A 22,210-nucleotide genomic window follows, 5' to 3' on the forward strand; every position below is an offset into this window, starting at 1 on the left:
GCCGTCAGCCACTAAGGTCAAGGCGCTGACATCCGATATTGACGCACAGGAGTACATCGAATGCTGAAACTCTGGGGACGACTCAACTCGACCAACGTGAAAAAAGTGCTCTGGTGCCTGGAAGAGCTGAACATCGAATACACCCGTGTCGATGCTGGCGGGATCTTTGGGGTGGTTGGCGAGGCCGACTACATCGCGAAAAATCCCAACCAGCTGGTGCCTTGCCTGGAGGATGGCGAACTGGTGCTGTGGGAATCCAACGCCATCGTTCGTTATCTGGCGGCGCAATACGGCGAGGGCATCTTGTGGCAGGTAGATCCGGCTCAACGCGCCCAGGCTGACAAGTGGATGGATTGGGTCACCTCGTCCCTGGCTGCGCCGTTTCGCACGGTGTTCTGGAACATGGTGCGTACCGCGCCGGAGCAGCGCGACATGCCCGCGGTGCACGCCGCAACAGCGGAGTGCGGCAAGTTGTTGATGATCGCCGACCGGGCACTGTCGGACCAACCCTACCTGTCCGGCGCGTCGTTCGGCATGGGCGACATTCCGCTGGGTTGTTTCGCCTATGCCTGGTTCGAGATGCCCATCGAACGTCCTGACCTGCCGCACCTGCAGGCCTGGTATGAGCGGCTGCGCCAGCGAACGGCTTACCAGACGGCTGTAGTTACGCCTTTGACATGACGCAGCACTGCCGGGGCCGTTGAAGTCGCGTCAGCGCTGGCACCTGCTTGGGAATTCACGCATCGGTTAACCCGAGGTCACCTGACCGAAAGCCTGCTCGATCAGCAGTGGCAACTGTTCGCCAGCCGGCCCAGCCAACGCAAACTCCCGCTCGCCGTGATTGGCCTGAGGTTGCGGATTAACGTGCACGACTACCGCACCGGCGCGCCAGGCCAGCCCCGGAACCTCGGCGGCGGGATAGACCATTCCGGATGTGCCGACCGAGATCAGCACGTCGCACGACTCTGCAGCAGTGAAGGCGGCACTCAGTGCTTCAGTTGGCAGGCTTTCGCCGAACCAGACCACACCTGGACGCAGCTGACCACCGCATGCCGCGCAGCGCGGCGGCTCCAGACGGCGCCCACCTTCGGGTTCGTCCGGCATAGTTGGCGGCGCGTCTGGGCGTTGACCGCAGTTGAAGCAGCGAGGCTGATGAACGCTGCCGTGCAAATGGATGACGTCGGTGCTGCCGGCTCGCTCATGCAAATCGTCGACGTTCTGGGTGACAAGTGTGAGAAGGGGGACGTGCCGAGCCAATTCGGCAATCGCCATGTGGGCGGGGTTCGGCTGGGCCTGCAGCACCTTCATGCGCCGCCACTCGTACCACCCCCAGACCAGAGCCGGGTCCGCTCGGTAGGCTTCTGGCGTTGCCAGCGATGCCGCGTCGAAGCGCTCCCACAGGCCGGTGAGCGAGTCGCGAAAAGTTGGTATACCGCTTTCTGCTGACACGCCTGCGCCTGAAAAAACCACAACGTGTCTGGCGCGGCGCAGTGCGTCGATCAGTGGGGCTGGGATCATGGATTGACTCCTTGCATAGTCGCTAGCGGACGTCGACCAATACCATTCGACTATAGCCAAACGCCAGAGGCGGCCATCGTCGCCTGGCGCCTACCAGCCAAGCGCCTCAAATAACTCGGCGGGTAGTTTTCGCAGGCCTGGGCGATCCACTGTTTTGTCGGTGTCGAACCCCGAGAGATCGTTGAGGGGCGTTCGGCTGATGTTTCGCAGTGTCCGCAACATATTGAAAGAGCGGGACATGCGATTGCTTCGGGGCGTCTTTGCACAAACGAAGCCCCGTGCCGTCGATCAGCTAACGGCGAAGCGACCACTGAGCGTCCCCAGCCGCGAGGCCAGGGCACTCAACCCGGCACTGGCCTGCTCCAGCTGGCTGGCATCTACAGCGTTCTGCTCGGCAATCTGCTGAACGCTCTGCAGGTGACTGGCGATATCCGCGGATACCGCGGTTTGCTCATGAGTGGCGGCGGCAATCAATTCATTCATGTGGCTGATGGCTTCGATCTCTTGCGCCATCGATTCCAGCAGCTTCGTGGTTTGCTGGCTGTCGTCGACGCAACGGGCCACGCTCTGCCGGCTGTCTTGCAGCGATTCGGCCGCCTTGCGGCTGCTCTGCTGCAGTCGAGTGATGATCTCCTGAATCTCACGTGTCGACGTCGCTGTTTTCTGCGCGAGATTCCTCACTTCATCAGCCACTACCGCAAAGCCCCGGCCTTGCTCGCCGGCCCGAGCGGCTTCGATGGCCGCGTTCAAGGCCAGCAGGTTGGTCTGTTCGGCAATGCTGCGGATCACTTCAAGCACGCGCCCGATCTGCTCGGACTGGGCAGCCAGGTCTTGCATGACTACGTCGGTTCCGTCGATCCGCTGCGCCAGCTGGGCGATTTCCTCGCGGCTGGTCGCCACCGCTTGCCGGCCCTGTCCCGCCTTCGCGTTCGCGGCTTGCGCCGCTTGTGCAGCCCGATCGGCATGGCCGGAGACTTCTTCGATGGCAGTCGACATCTGCTGCATTGCATTGACCATCTGCGCGGTCTCGCCCAGTTGCAGATCGGCGCCGTCGCGCATTTGCCGGGTAGCGGTGCTCAGGCTGCCAGCCGTACCGTCAAGCCCGCGAGCATCGGTTACTACCGCGCTGACCAGTTTGGATAACTGATTGATCAGGTGATTGAACCGCTCAGCGACGGGCCCGCTGGCTGCGGAGCGCTGATGCAGGTCGATCCGCTCCGGGTTGCGAGTGATCTCTGCCGCGGCGTGCAGCAGTGCTTCGCCTTCGAGCGCTTCGGCGTTGGCACGCACCGCCAGATAAATCAGGATGGCACTCTCCAGCACCACATAGAACGCATGTAGGAAGACTTGTCCCCAATTGCCGCTGGGCATCAGGAACACCCCGGCTGCCTGCTGTTGCAGTGCAAAGAAGGCCAGGTGATGCACTGCGATGGTCGCCGCAGCTACCACTATCGGCAGCCAGTCCCGGTAGTACACCAGAAACGCGAGCAGGGCGAAGATGCCGAAATGCATCTCCAACATGCCGTGTTGCTGGTTGATGTGCAGTGCCGACATGACCATGAACGCAGCACCGAAAAGGCAACGCATCAGCCGCTCGCCTGCGATTAGCGCGTTGAGCACCGTCATCGCAACGGCAGTACCGCCACCGATGACGATAGCCTGTGCCCAACTGCCGCTCATCGCTGCCAAGCCGAGCGCATAGACGACGAGAAACCACAGCACGCCGAGCATGATGCGATCGGCCTTGCGGTAGTGGTCTTGCAGGGTGAAGGTCGTGCTGTTCATTGTTGGTTCTCATAAGGCGCTTGGGCGCGCATCGCTATATCGGCTGGTTTGGAACTGGAACTCAGACCGCCCATCGCCTCAGCGCCAATGGATGACGGAAAACAAGCGGGGCGTTGTAAACCTCTCGTCACACGCACTCAGCGACCCTCGACGGCGTACGAGGCGCTGGCTGCAGGCGCGCCTCGCTTTTCCCAGGGCAGCATCAGGAACCGGTTGTGATTGTGCTCGGCGGTGGTCCGACGTGCCCCTTGTAACGACCAGTTCATTTCCGGGCAGTAGTCAGGGATGGCGGTGCCTGTCCGGTTCCAAGCCGCTCATAGCGCCTCTCCCAGTTGCCTGAAAGCCGAAAGCGCCCGGTCGCGACTCATCGGCAAATCGATGATTTGCGACGGGTAATCGACGCCGGCAAGCAATCCGTTCAGTTTCGCCGGGTTGTGGATTCCGCGTTTGTCCAATTCGGCCAGCTCGGGTAGCCAACGCCGCAGGAAACTGCCATCCGGATCGAACTTGGCGGACTGACTAAGCGGGTTGAACAGCCGAAAATAGGGCACCGAGTCGGTTCCCGTCGAAGCGCTCCACTGCCATCCGCCATTGTTGGCAGCTAGGTCGCCATCAATCAGGTGCTGCATGAACCACCGCTCACCTTCGCGCCAGTCGATGAGCAGGTTTTTGCTCAGAAACATGGCGACGATCATGCGCAGGCGGTTGTGCATCCAGCCGGTTGCCAGCAGCTGGCGCATCGCCGCATCGATGATTGGAAAACCCGTACGGCCTTGCTGCCAGGCGGCCAGCTCATCGGGTGCGTGACGCCAGGGCAGGGCTTCGGTTTCACGCCGAAACCCCCGGCCCATCGAGACGTGTGGATAGCCAACCAGGATATGTTTGTAGAACTCACGCCAGAGCAGCTCATTGATCCAGGTGACCGCACCGGGATTGCCACTGTCGAGTTCGCCCCGATTCGCTCGCAGAGCGGCATGCAGGCATTGACGAGGGGAAACGACACCCGCGGCCAGATAGGCAGAAATCTGACTGGTACCAGGCTCGGCAGGGAAGTCGCGACGTTGTTGGTAATCTGCTAGGTCGTTTTCGGCGAAACGCGCGAGTCGCAGTTGCGCCAAGTCTTCGCCAGCCGGCCACAGCGAGCGCAAGTAATCACTGGGCTGGGCAAACCCCTCGACTGTTGGCAGCACCGAATCGCTGACAATCGGCAGCGAAGGCTGACGATCCGGGACCGGGACGCAGGCGGGAAGTGACTGCGTCAGCCGGGCATAACACAGCTTTCGAAACTGGCTGAAGACTTTGAAGTAACCACCCGACAGCGTCGTGATCGTGCCTGGCGCAAACAACAGCTGATCGAGGTGGCGGCGCATGCTGGTGCGCGTTTGCTGTAGCGCTGCGGCGACGGCCTCGTCACGGCACTGCTCGTTGACTCCGTATTCGTCGTTGACGTGCAGGGTATCAATTTCATAGGTACGGCAAAGATCAGCAATCAGCGCCGGCACGCCCTGCCAGTCTTCAACGCTGCGAATCAGCAGCGGGACGTTCAATTCTGAAAGGCGTGCCGACAGTTCAGTTAGGTTGCGTAGCCAGAAATCGACCTTGCACGGCGCATCGTCATGGGCCCGCCACTGGCCCGGCGTAATCAGATAGAGCGCTACCGTCGGGCCGGCGCTCATTGCGGCATTCAGGGCGTTGTTGTCACTGACGCGCAGGTCGGTGCGTAGCCAGAGAAGCTGATTCATTCCAGAAAGCCTTTGGGTTTTTCAAGCAGCGGCCCAGCCTGCAGGGCTTCGAGTGCGGCGAGCGGGTCAATGGCGAGGGTCAGGCCGGGTACGTTGCGCAATTCGGCCAGGTGAATGCTGGCGGCCGGCCCCACTAACAGCATAGGCAGCTCTTGCGTGTCGGCGAGGCGTGGCAATTGCCGTTTGAGGTAACCGCTGTCCAGCGACTGGCTGGCATACAGCAGCAGGCCGCGTGGCTTGATCCGTTCCACGGCCAGCGGCAATTCGGCCAGCGGTACCAACCACTCGATCACTTCGGCAGGGCAACCTGCACTGGACACCAGCCAGGCGCTGAGCCACAGACCCGGCTCGAAGCGCTGCTCGCACAAGGTCGTCAACAGCAACGGCGCGCCGTTATGCTGGCGGTTGCTGTGGTAGATGCGTGTGCCGAGCTTGGTTCGTAGCCACGAATAGAACAACCCGCGCTCGAGTTCCGCGCCAAACGCGCCGGTCCAGCGCTGTTCGAGGCTCAGCAGCAGCGGCAACAGCAGGTGCTTGCAGAGGGTAACCGGCGGATACAGAGAAAGCGCACGGTTGAAGCTGTCGTCGAGCTGCCGCTCAGAGAGCTCGGTGACGGCCAGAGACATCTGATTCTGAAGACCGCCCCACTGGCTGTGCTCGGTCAGATTGGGGCTCTGACGTGCGTCCAGCAATTGTTTGACCTGGCCGACCGCGACGCCCCGATTCAGCCACTTGAGAATGCTTTGGATGCGCTTGACGTGACTGTCGTCGTAGAGCCGGTGGCCCTTCGGGGTGCGACGCGGCACGATCAGTCCGTAGCGCCGTTCCCAGGCGCGCAGCGTGACCGGATTAACCCCGGTGAGGCGCGCCACCTCTCTGATCGGAAACCAGTCGTCTTCCCGGCCCAGGGCGGTGTCATCATTAATGTTCAGGGCCATGGTCAGATGCCGTTGCGCAGGCTGAGATCTTCTGGATGCGGCTGCAGATACACCTGGCTGGCAACGTAGCGATCCGGATGACGACGGAAGTGATGTTTTAGCAATGTCATCGGCACGACGAGCGGCACGATTCCTTCACGGTATTGGCTGATGAGACGTTGCAACTCCTGCTTGTCCTCGCCGCAAAGATCGTTCTTCAAGTAGCCGCTCAGGTGCTGCAGCACATTGCTGTGCGTGCCGCGCGAAGCAGTGGTCTTGAGCGCCGCCATCAGCTGGCTGAAATAGATCGGTGCAAGCTCATCAAGCGGCTTTATGCCGACCGTCGCGACCATCCGACCGAGGGCTTTGTATTGCACAGGGTTGGTCGCCATCAGCTGATACTTGTGCCGCGAGTGATAGTCGACCAGGGCCTTGCGGGTCAGCCCAGCTTCGAGCAAGCGCTGCCATTCGGCGTAGGCAAAGATTCGTGTGAGGAAATTCTCCCGCAGCACGGGGTCGTTTAGCCGACCGTCTTCCTCAATGGGCAGATCTGGCCTAGCTTCCATCAGTGCATGAGCGAACAGGCCGGAACCGCCGCCATCAATGGGGTGCCCGTTGGCCTGATAGACCTTGACCCGCTCCATCCCGCAGGAGGGGGATTTCTGCATCAGGATATAACCGCTGATATCGCTCAGTTCTTCGGCGATCTGCTTACCGTACGCGGTCAGTGCCTCGCTGACATCGAGCTCCGGGTGCACGGTGCCGACTGCGCGAGGGCTGTCTGGATCACCGACCAAGCGGATTGGCTCACGTGGCGTGCCGAGCCCTATAGCGACTTCCGGGCAGACCGGAACGAACTCGAAATGCCTGGCCAGCGTTTCGCTGCATAGCCGCGACTCCTTATGGCCGCCATTGAACCGCACCGGACTGCCAAGCAGGCAGGCACTGATGCCGACCTTTATAGGAGGATTGCAGGAATTGGGCATGGGGGTCGGCCTCGCTGTGTTCTTGTACAGATTAGAGTCTCTGTACAACCTGAGGCCATCATAAGCGGTTAGTTGTACAAGTCAATAATGGTTGTACAAGATGTTGTAATACACCAGTCCCGTGCGCTCAGGGTTGCTATTGCCAACCAAACAGCCACCGCTGATCGTCGCGCAGCTCACGCCAGTCGATCCACTGACTGCGTTGAGTGAGGGCAGCCTGTAGCTCAACCTGCACTAGAACACTGTTTTCATCACGTAACAGCTCCGTGATGAGGAAGTGCTTTTCCTTGTTTTGCGGCTCAGTGGCGGTCCACTTGGACAGCAGCAGCTTGTCTGGATTGAATTGGTTCATGGTGCCCTAGTGTTGCGAAAAGGTTGAGATGTACTGGTCGCCTGTTAGCGAGCTTTACGTAGACTACGCTTGCACTAATAAGTTATACAGTGGCCGCTTGTTGTACAGGCGTTAACCTCAGAATGTAACTGCTCTAAATGATCGACGCGGGACCACAGCTAAGATGCGGAGGGCTCAATGAACATATTGCTCACCGGCGGGACCGGCCTGATTGGACGGGCGCTGTGCAAACACTGGTTGCCACAGGGTCATCGGCTCTGGGTTTGGAGTCGGTCACCCGAGCAGGTGGCGGAGCGTTGCGGCGAGTCGGTAATCGGCATTGGCGATCTGCGCGAGCTCGATCAGGTCCCGCTTGATGCTGTGATCAACCTGGCGGGCGCGCCGATCGCCGATCGCCCCTGGACCAAGTCTCGTCGTCTGCTGCTGTGGAACAGCCGCATCGAGTTGACCGAGCATTTGGTCGAGTGGCTTGCAACGAGGCAGCAGAAACCTGCAGTGCTGATTTCCGGCTCGGCCGTCGGCTGGTATGGCGACGGTGGTGAGCGGGAACTGAGCGAGGACGACGGTCCGGTTACCTACGATTTTGCCAGCCAGCTGTGTGCCGCCTGGGAGGAAAGTGCGATGCGAGCGGAGCCGCTGGGCATCCGCGTGATACTGATCCGGACTGGGCTGGTGCTGGCATCCCGAGGCGGCTTCCTGCAACGTCTCAGGCCGCTGTTCGCGCTCGGGCTTGGTGGCAGGCAGGGCAACGGCCGTCAGTGGATGCCTTGGATACACATCGACGATCAGATTGGTCTGATAGATTTTCTCTTGCACCAGCCCGATGCAGGTGGGCCCTACAATGCGTGCGCACCGCAGCCGGCGCGCAACGCTGATTTTGCCAAGGCGCTCGCAGCAAGTATGGGACGTCCGGCGGTTCTACCTGTGCCTGCACTGGCCTTGAAGGTTGGCTTGGGCGAACTGTCCGGGTTGATTCTCGGCGGTCAGAAAGCGCGACCGTTGCGATTGCAGGTCGCAGGGTTTCAGTTTCGTTTCGTGACATTGGATGCGGCATTGGCGGATCTGCGCAAGGCGTGACCGCTGTGTGAAAATAGTGCCGCGACCAACGGGTTGCGGCGCGATCCATTAAATCAGCAGTTGGAAATGTGCATGTCCGAGCAGGCGTTGTTGTTGGTCAATCTGGGTTCTCCGGCGTCCACCGAAGTGGCCGATGTACGCCGCTATCTCAACCAGTTCCTGATGGACCCCTATGTCATCGATCTGCCTTGGCCCGTTCGCCGGCTGCTGGTCTCGCTGATCCTGATCAAGCGCCCGGAACAGTCGGCGCATGCCTATGCTTCCATCTGGTGGCCAGAAGGTTCGCCCCTGGTAGTGCTCAGCCAACGCTTGGCTGACGCCGTCCGGCCGCATTGGAAAGAGGGCCCGGTGGAACTGGCGATGCGCTATGGCGAATTGTCGATTGAGCGCTCGCTGTTGAAAGTGGCAGGGCAGGGCATCAGACAGGTCACCTTGGCGCCGCTGTATCCGCAGTTCGCGGACAGCACCACGACCACCGTCATTGAAGAGGCGCGACGGGTGATTCGCGAGCGTAACCTCGACATTCAGCTGTCGATCCTGCAGCCGTTTTTCGACCAGCCGGAATATCTCGAGGCGCTGGTTACGAGTGTCCAACCGCACCTGGAGCAACCATTCGACCATCTTCTGCTGAGCTATCACGGTTTGCCTGAGCGACATTTGCGCAAGACGGATCCGACCGGCGCGCATTGCCTGAAAACCGATGATTGCTGCCAGCGTGCCGAAGGCGCGGTGCTTGCCAGCTGCTACCGCGCCCAGTGCATTCAGAGCGCAGCTGCATTTGCCGAGCGTGCCGGCTTGCGACCCGAACAGTGGTCGGTGTCGTTCCAATCACGACTGGGACGCGCCAAGTGGATCGAGCCCTATACCGAGGCGCAGCTGGAAGAGCTGGCGGCCAGAGGCGTGAAGAAGTTGCTGGTGATGTGCCCTGCGTTCGTGTCCGATTGCATCGAAACGCTTGAGGAAATCGGTGATCGAGGCCGCGAACAGTTCGTTGCGGCCGGTGGTACGGATCTACAGCTGGTCCCTTGCCTGAATACCCATGAGCAGTGGGTGCAGGCGCTGGTCACCTTGTGTCGACGGGCCCCGCTGGCGTTGTAAGCGGCCCATCTCGGCGTGGGGTAAGCGAATGCGACCCTCACGCCACGGGTTCGAGCTCCAGCGCTTCGAATGCCTCCAGCGGCACCGGACGGCTAAATAGGTAACCCTGGAACATGTTGCAGCCATTGGCGACCAACAGTGACCGTTGCTCCTCCGTCTCGACCCCTTCGGCGATCACTTCCAGGTTGAGCCCAGTGGCAAGCGCGCAGGTGGCACGGATGATGGTCTGGCTGCTGACGTCATCGACCAGCTGACGAACAAACGACTGGTCGATTTTTAGTTGGTCGAGCGGCAACCGCTGCAGGTAGGCCATGGACGAATAACCTGTGCCGAAGTCGTCGATCGAGAAGCGAATGCCGTGCTGCTTCAGCGTCCTCATTCGAACCACCGCTTCTTCCATATCATCGAGCAGCAGGGATTCGGTGATTTCAAGCTTGAGCAGTCGCGGATTGGCACCGGTGCGTTCGAGCAACGCGAGCACACGATCCACGAAGTCGGCCTGATAGAGCAGGCTCGCACTCAAGTTGACGGCAAGCGTCAGTGTCGCCCAGCGTGGCTGTTTCGCCCAGGTGGCGAGCTGTTCGCAGGCCTGAGTCAGCACCATGAAATCCAGTATTTCGATCAGCCCGGCCCTTTCGGCCGGGCCGATGAAGTGGAACGGGCTGAGCAAGCCGCGTTGTGGATGCTGCCAGCGAACCAGGACCTCAGCACCGACAATCCCACGATGACGCTCGATTTGAGGCTGGAAATGAATCACGAATTCGCCAGCTGTCAGGCCTCGGCGGATTTCGTCTTCCAGGCGCAGGCGTTCTTGCACAGCCTGCTGCATGCGAGGGTCGAAGAAGCGCAGGGCATTCTTGCCGGCTTGTTTGGCTTCGTACATCGACATGTCGGCGCGCTTCATCAGCTCTTCCGCGTCCCCGTCATTGCTGTTCAGCAACACCACACCGATGCTGGCGCTGCTGTGCAGCAACAGGGCGCCCAGTCGGTAAGGCTGACCCAACGCCGACAGAATTCTTTCGCCGATCTGCTCGGCCTGGGCTGCTGCGTATTCCGCCTTGGCATCCAGATCCTCGAGCATGACAACGAACTCGTCGCCGCCGAGGCGGGCAACGGTGTTGATGCCACGGACCTCACCGCTCAGTCGTTCGGCCACCATGCAGAGCAACTGGTCGCCGGCCTGGTGGCCATGGAGGTCATTGATGTTCTTGAAATTGTCCAGATCGATGAACATCAGCGCGCCGTACTGCTGGCTGCGTGCAGTGGCTGCCAGGGCTTGCTGGAGGCGATCAAGCAGCAGGCGACGGTTTGGCAGGCCGCTCAGCGGGTCGTAAAAAGCAAGGTTATGAATGCGCTCTTCGGCTTGCTTGCGCTCGGTAATGTCGGTAAAGGCTGCCACGTAGTTGGACACAGCGCCCTGTGCGTCGAACACAGTGCTGATCGACAACCACTCGGGGTATACCTCGCCAGTCTTGCGGCGGTTCCAGATCTCGCCCTGCCACGCCCCGGTCTGCTGGATACTGCGCCACATGGCCAGGTAGAAATCGGGCGCGTGGCGACCGGAGGCGAGCAGGCTCGTGTCCTGTCCGATGGCCTCGTCTGCACCGTAGCCGCTGATCTCGGTGAATGCGTGGTTGACCTGCAGGATGCGGTTATTGGCATCGGTGATGATCATGCCCTGCTGGGATTCGAACGCGATCGCGGCGATGCGACGCTCCTGTTCGGCTTTGGCACGTTCGCTGATGTCTCGGCTCAAGCACACCACGGCTGGCTTGTACGGTTGCCCCAGTGACAAGCGCTGGGCGCGTACTTCGAATATCTTCAAGCCGTTTGCGGTCTGCATGGAATATTCAAGCAGCCCGGGCGTGCCGCTGGAAAGCGTGTCACGAATCAGTTCGCGGAAGCGTTCTGCCTGGCGGGGAGGGAGCACATCCTCCACCGTCTTACCGATCAGGTTTTGGTTGCCTCCTTGAAGCAGAGACGAGTCGTTGGCGATCACTTCCAGGTAACGGCCGTCCTCGTCAAGGACCAACAGCACGTCGGGGATCGCCTGGGTGATCGCCCTTAAACGTGCCTCACTGAGATGCATTGCACGTTCGATCTGGTCGCGCCGGAGCAAATCGGCCACTAGCAGGCCCAGTAGCACTACCGTTGTTGGCAGCACCAGCAGCATAGGCACCGCAACCTGCTCAAGTGTAGGTGCGACAAGCTGAGCGGGTAACAACAACAGTGAGGCTACGACACCGCCATGCAGGACCAAGCCAAAGAGCAGTAATTGCCAGCTGCCGACGGCGATCTGGCCACGGCGATGGAAATGGCGGTAGCCAAGACCCAGGACGATCGGCAGCAGCACATTGATCAATCCGACCCAGACGCCTAAACCACCCACCCACAGTCGATACACGCCGGCAATCAGCCCCGCGATACCCGCCGCAATTGGGCCTCCAAACAAGGCTGCCATACTCAGCACAACAGTGCGTGCATCGAAGATCACACCATCCTGCACGGAGATGGGCATCAGCATGCCAACGATGCAGGCGCCCCCGAACCAGATGCCGGCCGTGCATTGCGCCCATATCTGTTGGCTCTGGCCCCAATGACGCGCGGTAACAGAGAGCAGCCAGCAAAGCGCAAGGAGCACCGTTGCGTTTTCGACAAATGCATAGGAAGTCAAAGTAGCGGACCCGAATTCAGCCGCCGTCCAAGTTGGCGGGAATGTGATAGCAGATGGTAATTATTCGTGATTTCCCAGCAGTGTCATCTACAAACCTACTTGCCGGTCACAAGTCGTGCCGCGACTTCAGGTTGCGCATACCAGCGCTATCGGCAACCCTGATTAAGGCTGAAGTGCCATGGAGCACAGACCGACATGCGGCACGCTGGTTAGCGCTGGAGAGCCGCAAGCTGCTCCCGGAGATGCTGGACTTCAGCTTCAAGCTCGCAGACCCGCTGCTTGGCTTCGACCTCCGGCGTGACGTCTTTCTGGATGCCGATGAAATAGGTGAGTTGGTCACCTTCGTTGAAAACCGGCGTGATGGACAACTCGTTCCAGAAGGCACTGCCGTCCTTGCGGTAGTTGCGGATGATCTGGCGGCAGGGCGTATTGTTGCGAATCGCTTCGCGAATCGCCGCAAGACCTAGCTGGTCTCGGTCGTCGGCCTGCAGGAAGCGGCAGTCCTGGTAGAGGATGTCGTCGATCTCATAGCCCGTCAGCCGCTGAAATGCGGGGTTGGCGTAGATAAGGATGTTGTCGTCGCCTTCCTGCTCCGCTACCACGATCCCGTCATTGGAGGCTTCGATTACCAGTTGCAGCAGTTTGGCGTTGATCATATGGGTGTCTCTTGTGCACTTCGCGGCATTCTAGAACAACTACCTGAGCGCTGGCACAAAGGCTTTTGTAGCGAGGCGGCTCTACCGGTCGGTAGGACCGCAACCAGATACCTTGCGGTGCAGAGCGGGCAGGCACCGTCGACAGAGAGCGCAAATCGCAACTTTCGAACATCGCACAATCTGTACGTGTCTAGCCTCTGCACCGCCTATGCCTGCAGACCCTTGAGTTACACTGCGCCCATTCTTTTGCATGAGCTGTCCGCGTCATGACTGAATTTGCCCGTGCTTCCTCGCTGCGTTCGTCGTCATCGCTCAAGCAGGAAGAGTTATTCCCGATCCGCGAGGTATCACGCCTGACGGGTGTCAATCCGGTCACCCTGCGTGCCTGGGAACGCCGCTACGGCTTGATCCAGCCGACCCGCACCGAGAGCGGTCATCGTTTGTACTCGATGGCCGATGTCGAGGCGGTGCGCAACATCGTGGCCTGGACGGAACGTGGCGTGGCGGTGAGCAAGGTCGGTAGCATTTTGTCGCGCAATGCCGCCACCCGAGCGGTGGTACAGCCCGAGCAGCACGAGCCGGTCACCGGCGAGTGGCGCGAATGGCAGGTCCAGGTGCAGCGGGCTGTAAGCAGTTTCGACGAGGGCCGCCTCGATCAGGTCTATGGGCAGGTCTTCTCGACTTATCCATTACCCGTGGTGTTTCAGGATGTCCTGCTGCCGTTGTGGCAACAGTTGTTGGTGCGTCAGGATGAGTTCGGTCACACCAGCGAGTGGCTCTTTCTCGATAACTTCTTGCGGGGCCGCGTGTTGCAGCGGCTGCAACTTGCCCGAGCCCAGACGGAAGATCGCGTATTGCTGGCCGCTGTGCCTGGACAATGCCGTGAGCTGGAATTACTGATTGCCGGTCTGCTGCTCTCCAGTGATCAGGTCGGCGTCAGTGTGCTGGCCATCGGTCAACCGATGGATGAGCTGACGCTGATTTGTGAAAAGGTCCGCCCGCGCGCATTGGTGCTGTATTCCAACGTTCCGCCCAACGCCGCCTTGCTGAAGCAGTTTGCCAGGCTGACGCTGAGCCTCGATTGCCCTCTGGCCATGGCGGGTGAGGCGGCCGAGTTTTCCGAGGAAGGGCTGCGCGGATCGCCGATCGCCTGCCTTGGCACTGCCGGCAAGTTGATACAGCGTCGTCTGTTGCAGTTCCTCGACGGGCATCTGGATACCTGACGACGGCTGGACTTGCCGAGCTGAACACAGGGTTTGATGCTTAAGCATCATTGTGCCAAGGGAACCTCCGCGCGATCCTTTTAACTCTCAGCCGGAACACGTCGCCCAATGCACTCGTCAGCCGATCCTCTCCAGCGGCCACAGCAAAGCATTTACTCCAACGGTTTGCGCGTGCGCCTGCTGCCGTTGCTGGGCAGCTCGCAGGCCGCAGCATTGGTGCGCGTCCACGCTGGCTCGCATGATGCGCCGAGCACCTATCCGGGGCTGGCGCATTTTCTCGAGCATCTGCTGTTTCTCGGCAGCCGGAATTACTCTGCGGTTGAAGGCCTGATGCCCTTCGTTCAAGGGTGCGGAGGGCAGCTGAACGCGTCGACCCGTGAACGGCATACCGACTTTTTCTTTCAGCTTCCAGCCGGCCAGTTAGAAGAGGGTTTGCACCGCCTGCTGGACATGCTGGCCCATCCGCTGCTCGCCCCTGATGCACAGCTGCGTGAACGCGAAGTCTTGCAGGCCGAGTACCTGGCTCGTGCGCAGGACGCCGAAACACTGTGCGATGCTGCGCTCGGACGCGCGGCCAACCCAGACCATCCATTCGCTGGCTTTCACGCGGGCAATCGCGGGACGCTCCCCGTCGAGGACGCAGCCTTTCAGCAGGCTCTGCTTGGCTATCATCGGCGTTTCTACCACGCGGGTCAGATAGAGTTATTGCTCGCCGGGCCTCAGCACGAAAGCGTACTGCAGCGTCTCGCCGAGGAGATGGACGCTGAACTCGCTAGCCGTCCAGCTGTTCCTCGCCAGGCCCCGCCATTGCGCTTTAACGCCGGTGCCTGGTTTCGCTTGCAGTTCAACAATGCTCAACCACGCCTGCAACTGGCATTCGCTCTTGATCAGTTGCCGGAACAAGCCGTGCCTGCGCTGGACTATCTTTGCGCCTGGCTCGCATCCGAAGCGCCAGGTGGGCTTGCCCAGCGGCTGCGTGAAACCGGGCTGTGCCAGTCGGTGAAGCTACGCACGCCGTACTGGTATGCAGGGCAGGGCGTTGCGGTCATTGAGCTGTCACTGACACAACGGGGCTTGGACGCCCGCGCCGTCGTCATCGATGCCGTACTCGACTGGATGCGCTTCTTCTCGGGCGACGAACGCTGGCAGCCTTGCCGCGAGGAATACCAGCGGATCCGTCAGCGGAACCTGCAGAACGCCGAGCCGCTGGCACGGCTACGTCACTGGATTGAGCCGCAGGCCTGGGGCCTCGACAGTGATGAAGCTGCGATTCAACAAGCGCTGGTGTCGCTCACGGCGCAGATGCTCGGCTCCACGCCGCTGGTCCTCACTGCTGACAAAAGCCATTGCGAGCCGATCGAAACCAGCGGCTTTCCCCTGCGTCTGCGGACCGAGCCTCCGCAGCGAACCACGCCTGCCGACTGGCACTGGCAACAACCCGCTACGAATCCCTGGTTGAAGCCCAACACTATCCGCCACGAGGCGGCGCCTATCCCGCCTGCGCTGCGTAGGCAAGGGCCAGAAGACATGAGCGGGCAGGGCGCCCTGTTTCTACGCTGGCAATTGGCGCGATGCCAGCCTTCCACCGCTATGTGGCACACGGTAGCGCATGCCCTGCAGCCTGCTGTTTGGGCAGCGCAGCAAGCGGGCGTGATGTTGCGTTTCGAGAATTTTGGAAGCGCATGGTGCCTCCGATTGGAAGGCTTTGCCGAGGCCATACCGGCGATTCTCAGCGACATCGTGCCGGTGCTGACCGTGCCGCCAGCCGCAGCGTTCACGAAGGGCAATTCACTGGCTGAGCGCGACGCAGCACTCAGCCACGATGAGATGCTGATCCGTCAGTTGCTCAACCAACTACCCCGACTGCTGGCAGGCTCTGCCGCGGCCGACGCCCAGCCTGCGGACGCAGACCCAGCGTCGCTGTCTCGGCTGTGGCAGTCGGCACAGTGGCAGGGCCAGGCTATCGGCTTCGCGCCGTCCTTGAACGGAGCACTGAGCGATGCCACCCGTGCGTTGCCGGGAACGCCCGCGGTTAGACCGGTTGCTCGCAGCAAGCACGCAGCATTGAAGCGTTGGCACGATCTCAGCGGCAGTAGCGTGACGGTAGAAACCGCATTGCTGTTGTTCTGCCCATTGCCGGACCACACCGCCAAATGCGAGGCGTCGTGGCGTCTGTTGGCGCGGGTCACCGAAGCAGACTTTTTCCGAAGGTTGAGGAGCGAGCTGCAACTGGGATACGCCGTCTTCAGCCGCTTCTGTCAGTTCGGCGAGCATGCCGGGGTGCTTTTTGCCGTGCAGTCACCGAGTGCCTCAGCGGAAGAGATCCTCGAGCATGTCGAGAGGTTTCTCTGCGACAGCGCCGCGAAGCTGGCCAACCAATCTGAAGATGTGATCGAGCGAGCGGCACGCCAGGCCGCTGATCAGCACGTAGCCAGCAAAGCGGACTTTCGCGCCCAGGCCGAACAGGCATGGCAGTGCTTGCAGGCGGGACATGAGCTTGATCGACCGGCCGAGGTTGCCGACGCGATGCGCATGCTTCAGCGGCACGACCTGGCCGCAGCCCTGGAGTCACTGCGTGGGGCTGACGCCGGCTGGGTGGCTGTCGCCAATGCACCACCGCCGGACCTGAGCTGGAGCTGACACTCAATCCCACCGCAACCCCATCCCGTTTTGCTGCCTGACCGCTCACGAGTGGATTCGGGCTGCCGGCTTGCGTCTGCAGATCTACTTAAGCGTAACGACGTAAGACCTAAGCGCTACTTCGAACGGAACGAGCGGGAGCGCCTTAACGCTTGATTCATCGAGCCTGACGAAAGTAGCAGCCAGTCGCCGCCATTGGAGCGTATGGCCCTCCGGTTGTGCTTTCGATAATCCGCCTCGACACGACTGCCTGTCGTCACATCAGCGGAGAGCGCCATGTACAACAAGAAGAAAGCGGTTAGCACCTTATTACCGTTGGCTCTGGCCAGCGCGATTGGCATGACCCTAAGCCAGTCGGCAGTAGCCGAAATCATGCTTTACGACAAAGACGACACCACCTTTACCGTAGACGGCTACTTCAACACCTTCTACGTCAGCAGCGATGTCGATCGCGCCGGTGAGCAATTCGACCGGGATCAGTCCCGCGTTAAGATGGGCTTCCTGCCCAATTACATCGGCTTCAACTTCGGCAAGCAGCTCGACGACCTCAAGGTCGGCGGCCGCTCTTCCTTCTGGGTCACGATCAACGACAGCGACACCAACGGCACCGAGACCGGCATCGACGTTCGTCAGTTCTACGGCACGGCGTCTAACGACCAGTGGGGAGAGGTGCTTTTCGGTAAGGACTTCGGCCTGTTCGGCCGCTCCAACATTTTCCTCGACGAGATGCTGACCGGCTATGGCCAGGTCAGCGACACCCTGGGCCTGGTTGATTTCGGTGGTGTGTCCTTTGGCAACATTGGCACGGGTTACCCCTATCCGTTCCCAACCTCCCAGGTCACCTATCGCTCGCCGGTGATGAGCGGCCTGCGTGTGGCCGTGGGCATCATGGACCCTGTAGATACCACGAACGACGCCAGCAGCGCGTTGGACGAGGCCTACCAGGACAGCCCGCGCTTCGAAACCGAGATTACCTATCAGTTCGAGGTTGGCGGTGCTCAGATCTATTCCTGGGTCAACGGCATGCAGCAGACCTCGAAAAACACCGACAGCACCGTCGACGAAGTTGATTCTCAAGGCATCGGCTACGGCGTACAGGCCAAGATGGCCGGCTTCTCCGTTACCGCGTCAGGCTTCCAGGCCGAAGGCATCAACCCTTTCTACACCAACAACGCAGGCGAAGCGCAACTGCGCGACGTGGACAGCGATGGCTATCTGCTGCAAGGCTCCTACACCTTTGGCAAGAACCGCATCGCACTGTCATCCGGCAAGACCAAGGATGACGGCAATGGTCTGGGAACGGCGGCCGATTACGAAACCCGTGGCATCGCCTATTTCCGCACCATCAATGACAACCTGAAGCTGGTGGCCGAAGTGAACCAGTTCGAGTTGACCGGTCGAGATACCAGTGCCATTGATGAAGAAACCCGCACCTACGCCATTGGTGCCACGCTGAGCTTCTAACCCCAGCCGGCGGCAATCAGACGGATGCCTTTCGGGGCATCCGTTTTTTTGTTTGGGGCGCCACCCGCAGCCGCAGCAACAGGCGCCGTGGTGTTTCGTCGCTTTGCTACCTTGGCAGGCCGCAGGCGGTACTGAAGTAGCATGTTCGTACCCTATGCCCTGACCAAGAATGAGGTCATACGATAACGGTGTATGGGGTGGTGTGCGTGGGCGAGCAAGAATCCTTAGCGGTGCGCACAGCAATGTCTGAAGCGCAGGATGCCGAGACGGTGGCCCAGGACCTGGCGCGCCAGCTGATACATCCGTATCTCGGCTTCGTTCTGTTTTTCTGCTCTGCCGAGTATGACTTACCGGCACTGGGCAATGCGCTGCACCAGTACTTCGGCGGCGTGCGCATGGTCGGTTGTACGTCGGCTGGTGAAATTACCTCGCAGGGCTACGGGCGCAGTTGCGTGACTGCGGTTGGCTTCGATCACCGCAGCTTTTCCATCGCCTGCGAGCTGATCGACGAGATGGATCGCTTCAGCCTCACCGATGCGCAGCAACTGGTCGAGCGCCTGGGCAGCGATTGCCGCAGCAACTCGCTGGCGCCGATCAAGGATCACAGCTTCGCGCTCACCCTGCTTGACGGACTGTCGAGCCGCGAGGAGATCGTGCTGTCCGCGCTCAGTGCCGCCTTTGGCAGCATTCCGCATTTCGGCGGCTCGGCCGGCGACGACAACCACCTGACCGACACGCACGTCTACTACGGCGGCAAGTTCCACAGCGGGGCGGCGGCGGTGGTGCTGATCAACACCTGGCTGGATTTCGAGGTGTTCACCACGCATCACATGCTGCCGCGCACCGAGAAGCTGGTGGTGACGCGCGTGGACAGTCATGCCCGGCGGGTCTACGAACTGAACGCAGAGCCCGCCGCCGAGGAGTATGCGCGGCTGATCGGTGTCGAGGTCATCGATCTCGATCACCGCCTGTTCGCGGCGCATCCGCTGGCGGTACGTATTAACGAGCACTACTACGTCCGCGCCATCCAGAAGGTCAACGATGACCTCAGCCTGACGTTCTATTGCGCCGTGGAGAACGGCATCGTGCTGACTGCGATGCGTCCTGGTCCACTGATGCCCAACCTCGAAGCGCTGTTCGAACGCCTCGAACAGCGCCTCGGCCCACCGTTGCTGACGATCGGCTGCGACTGCTTCCTGCGGCGGCTGGAGATCGATGACAACGGTTCCAGTGACGACACTTCGGCCTTTCTCCGACGCCAGCAGGTGATCGGTTTCAACACCTACGGAGAGCAGTTCAATGGCATGCATATCAACCAGACCTTCACCGGCGTCGCCATCGGCCGGCCGGGTGGACGGGCTGGAGAAAGAGGTGCCCGTTGAACGGCTCGACAGGCAGGCCGAACTCGAGCGCGAAAACTACAAGCTGCGACGCATCAATGCTGCGCTGATCGAGCGCATTGAATCCAGTAACACCGGGCGCGATGCGTCTTACGCGGCTTTTCAGCATTCGGTCGAACTGGCCGAGCAGGTGCGCGAACGCACCGATGCGCTGAATCAGGCGATGGCCGAGCTGAAGGCCAGCAACCGCTTGTTGAGCGACGCGCGCCTGCGTGCCGAAACCGCGCATCAGCATCTAGTCGATGCGATCGAGAGCATTTCCGATGCCTTCGTACTGTTCGACAAAGACCAGCGCATCGTCCTGTTCAACAAGCGCTTCAAGACGCTGTGGAGCCGAACCCGCGTCCGCATCAACAGCGGCACGCGGCTGGCGGAACTCAAGCGGCTGGCGGAAAACAGCGGTTTGATCGCCGAGGAGCACCGCGGCAAGGCCAATGAGCCCACCGTCTACCGTCTACAAAGCGGGCGCTGGGTGCAGCTCAGCGAGCGGCCAACCCGCGAGGGTGGGTTGGTGATGCTTTACACCGACATCACCGAGGTGAAGGTCAGCGAGACCATGCGCCGCGAGCAGGCCTTGGCGCAGAAGTCCCGCTTGTTGCAGCGCGCCGTAGACAACCTTTCACAAGGCGTCGCCATGGTCAGCGCCGATGGTGGCTTGGAGCTATGGAACGGTCGTTTCCTCGAACTTTGCGGCCTGGCGCCCATCGAGGCGCATCGACCATTCGACGAGGTGATGGCCGACAGTGAGCTGAAACTACTGACGCCCAACACCCGTGACGCCGACGGTCAGCCGCTGACGGAGCTGGAGCAGCACCTGTTCGACGGTCGAACGCTTGAAGTCCGTACCCATCCGCTGCCCACTGGCGGCTTCGTCAACACCTTCACTGACATCACCGAGCGTTACCGCCATGCCGAAGCGCTGCGCGAGAGCGAGCGCTGGATCCGCCTGATCACCGACCATGTGCCGGCACTGATAGCCTATGTGTCGGCTGATCTGACCTACGAATTCACCAACAAGGTCTACGAGGAATGGTATCGCTGGCCCAGCGAAGGCATGCTCGGCCAGTCGCTGCGTGACATTCACAGCGGCGAGCACTGGCAGCAGCTCGAACCCTATATCGACCGGGCGCTGCGCGGCGAAAGCGTCAGCTTCGAGATGGCCGAACACAATCATTCCGGGCTGCAGCGCTACATGCTGCGCTCTTACGTACCGAACCGTCAGGCCAGCGGCGAGGTGGTCGGCATCTTCGTTCTGATTCAGGACATCACCGACCGCAGGCGCACGGCCGAGGCGCTGCACCAGGCCTATCAGAACCTAGAACAGCGAGTTCGGGAGCGCACCGCAGAACTCACTAGCCTCAACGATAAGCTGCTGTGCGAAATCGACGAGCGTGCCCACGCCGAGGCGCGGTTGCGTGAAGCCAAGCGCGAAGCAGAATTGGCCAACCTGTCGAAGACCAAGTTTCTTGCCGCGGTGAGCCACGACTTGTTGCAACCCTTGAACGCCGCTCGACTGTTCACCAGCGCACTGCTGGAGCAGCCCACCGCACCCAGTGGCGGGCTGATCCGCAACATCAGCAATTCTCTGGAGGACGTAGAAAACCTTCTGGGTACGCTGGTCGATATTTCCAAACTCGATGCCGGTGTGATCAAGCCCGATATCGCCCCGTTTGCCGTCAGCGAGCTACTGGAAAACCTGGCCGCGGAGTTTCACCAGATCGCGGCCAGCGAGCAACTGCAGCTGGACTTTATTCCCTGTTCCGCACTGGTGCGCAGCGATATTCAGTTGCTGGCGCGCATCCTGCGCAACCTGTTGACCAACGCCATTCGCTACACGCCCCATGGCCGCGTGATGCTGGGTTGCCGTCGCCGGCGACAGAGCCTGTCAATCGAGGTATGGGACACTGGAATCGGCATCCCCGAAGACAAGCTCGAGGAGGTCTTCCACGAGTTCAAACGCGGGGAAGGCGTGCGGCCTCAACAGGATCGCGGGCTTGGCCTGGGCCTGGCAATAGTCGAGAAGATCGCGCGAATTCTTGGTCATCGGGTCCAGGTCAGCTCGGTCCCCGGGCGCGGCTCCAAATTCGCCATCGAAGTGCCCTTGGCCAAGCGGGCACCAAAGGCCAGCGTAGAGCCGTCAGCTACGGACCAACTGCTCGAACGACTCAAGGGCGCGCGGGTCTGGGTGCTGGATAACGACACCGCGATCTGTGCCGGCATGCGCACATTGCTGGAAGGCTGGGGCTGTCATGTTGTAACGGCGCTGTCGGAGCAGGACCTGGCCGGGCAGGTTGACAACTTCCACGCCGATGCCGATCTGATCATCGCCGACTACCACCTGGACAACGACTGCAACGGCGTCGACGTGGTCGAAACAGTCAATGCCAGGCGTGCCAGCCCGCTGCCAGCCTTGATGATCACCGCCAATTACAGCAACGAACTGAAACAACAGGTGCGTGAGCTGGGCCACATGCTGATGCATAAGCCGGTGCGCCCGATGAAGCTGAAGACCGCCATGTGTCACATGATGGAACAGGGGCATCCTTAGAACAGCGCCAGGCTCGATCTACATGTGCTCGGCGTCGCTGACGTCTATGGTCAATCTGTAGGAGTGAGCTTGTTAGCGATCAGCTGCAGCTCAGGAGCCCCGGCTATCGCCAGCAAGCTGGCTCCTACAA

The 22,210-nt window shown here is 60.7% G+C and carries 16 protein-coding genes; 8 read left to right on the plus strand and 8 right to left on the minus strand.

The window, feature by feature from the left end; translation table 11 throughout:
• Window positions 1–60 precede the first annotated feature (60 nt).
• Window positions 61–681, plus strand: coding sequence for a glutathione S-transferase (locus tag BUE09_RS05765; RefSeq protein ID WP_073299745.1), 621 nt, complete (start codon window positions 61–63; stop codon window positions 679–681).
• 66 nt (window positions 682–747) lie between these two features.
• On the opposite strand, the gene BUE09_RS05770 is transcribed toward BUE09_RS05765, so the two are convergent.
• The 6 genes from BUE09_RS05770 to BUE09_RS05795 all read right to left on the minus strand — a co-directional run bounded on the left by BUE09_RS05770 (window position 748) and on the right by BUE09_RS05795 (window position 7,300).
• Entirely contained in the window at window positions 748–1,518 is a 771-nt protein-coding gene (locus BUE09_RS05770) for an SIR2 family NAD-dependent protein deacylase (RefSeq protein WP_073299746.1), read from the minus strand.
• 288 nt (window positions 1,519–1,806) lie between these two features.
• A complete protein-coding gene (locus tag BUE09_RS05775; protein WP_073299747.1) occupies window positions 1,807–3,303 on the minus strand; it encodes a methyl-accepting chemotaxis protein in 1,497 nt (498 codons plus the stop codon).
• A gap of 314 nt (window positions 3,304–3,617) precedes the next feature.
• Window positions 3,618–5,045, minus strand: coding sequence for a deoxyribodipyrimidine photo-lyase (gene phrB / locus BUE09_RS05780; protein ID WP_073299748.1), 1,428 nt, complete (start codon window positions 5,043–5,045; stop codon window positions 3,618–3,620).
• Window positions 5,042–5,983, minus strand: a complete 942-nt coding sequence (locus BUE09_RS05785) for a MerR family transcriptional regulator (protein WP_073299749.1) — start codon at window positions 5,981–5,983, stop codon at window positions 5,042–5,044. Before BUE09_RS05785 ends, phrB begins: the two co-directional genes overlap by 4 nt.
• 2 nt (window positions 5,984–5,985) lie before the next feature.
• A complete protein-coding gene (locus tag BUE09_RS05790; RefSeq protein WP_073299750.1) occupies window positions 5,986–6,948 on the minus strand; it encodes a YbgA family protein in 963 nt (320 codons plus the stop codon).
• A 136-nt stretch (window positions 6,949–7,084) separates the two neighbouring features.
• On the minus strand, window positions 7,085–7,300 hold the full coding sequence (locus BUE09_RS05795) for a TIGR02450 family Trp-rich protein (protein ID WP_073299751.1): 216 nt from the start codon (window positions 7,298–7,300) through the stop codon (window positions 7,085–7,087).
• 177 nt (window positions 7,301–7,477) lie between these two features.
• On the opposite strand from BUE09_RS05795, the gene BUE09_RS05800 reads away from it, so the two are divergent.
• Together BUE09_RS05800 and hemH are read left to right on the plus strand one after the other, a co-directional pair.
• On the plus strand, window positions 7,478–8,377 hold the full coding sequence (locus BUE09_RS05800) for a TIGR01777 family oxidoreductase (protein WP_073299752.1): 900 nt from the start codon (window positions 7,478–7,480) through the stop codon (window positions 8,375–8,377).
• A 72-nt stretch (window positions 8,378–8,449) separates the two neighbouring features.
• Window positions 8,450–9,475: a ferrochelatase gene (gene hemH, locus BUE09_RS05805; RefSeq protein ID WP_073299753.1), complete on the plus strand. Its 1,026-nt coding sequence runs from the start codon at window positions 8,450–8,452 to the stop codon at window positions 9,473–9,475.
• A 37-nt stretch (window positions 9,476–9,512) separates the two neighbouring features.
• On the opposite strand, the gene BUE09_RS05810 is transcribed toward hemH, so the two are convergent.
• Window positions 9,513–12,149, minus strand: coding sequence for an EAL domain-containing protein (locus BUE09_RS05810; protein ID WP_073299754.1), 2,637 nt, complete (start codon window positions 12,147–12,149; stop codon window positions 9,513–9,515).
• A gap of 209 nt (window positions 12,150–12,358) precedes the next feature.
• Entirely contained in the window at window positions 12,359–12,805 is a 447-nt protein-coding gene (locus BUE09_RS05815; protein WP_073299755.1) for a PAS domain-containing protein, read from the minus strand.
• 266 nt (window positions 12,806–13,071) lie between these two features.
• On the opposite strand from BUE09_RS05815, the gene BUE09_RS05820 reads away from it, so the two are divergent.
• From BUE09_RS05820 to nahK, 5 genes are all read left to right on the plus strand, one after another.
• Window positions 13,072–14,028 carry a MerR family transcriptional regulator gene (locus tag BUE09_RS05820; RefSeq protein ID WP_073299756.1) on the plus strand — a complete coding sequence of 319 codons (957 nt, stop codon included), beginning with the start codon at window positions 13,072–13,074 and terminating at the stop codon, window positions 14,026–14,028.
• A 108-nt stretch (window positions 14,029–14,136) separates the two neighbouring features.
• On the plus strand, window positions 14,137–16,668 hold the full coding sequence (pqqF, locus tag BUE09_RS05825; RefSeq protein WP_073299757.1) for a pyrroloquinoline quinone biosynthesis protein PqqF: 2,532 nt from the start codon (window positions 14,137–14,139) through the stop codon (window positions 16,666–16,668).
• Window positions 16,669–16,944: 276 nt separating this feature from the next.
• Window positions 16,945–18,132, plus strand: coding sequence for a porin (locus tag BUE09_RS05830; RefSeq protein WP_073299758.1), 1,188 nt, complete (start codon window positions 16,945–16,947; stop codon window positions 18,130–18,132).
• 242 nt (window positions 18,133–18,374) lie between these two features.
• Complete coding sequence (nosP, locus tag BUE09_RS05835; RefSeq protein ID WP_167369773.1) at window positions 18,375–19,514, plus strand: nitric oxide-sensing protein NosP; 1,140 nt, start codon at window positions 18,375–18,377, stop codon at window positions 19,512–19,514.
• Entirely contained in the window at window positions 19,432–22,080 is a 2,649-nt protein-coding gene (gene nahK / locus BUE09_RS05840) for a hybrid sensor histidine kinase/response regulator NahK/ErcS' (protein WP_083380741.1), read from the plus strand. Before nosP ends, nahK begins: the two co-directional genes overlap by 83 nt.
• Window positions 22,081–22,210 lie beyond the last annotated feature (130 nt).

This window comes from Stutzerimonas xanthomarina DSM 18231 (genome assembly GCF_900129835.1).
Taxonomy (GTDB): Bacteria; Pseudomonadota; Gammaproteobacteria; order Pseudomonadales; family Pseudomonadaceae; genus Stutzerimonas; species Stutzerimonas xanthomarina.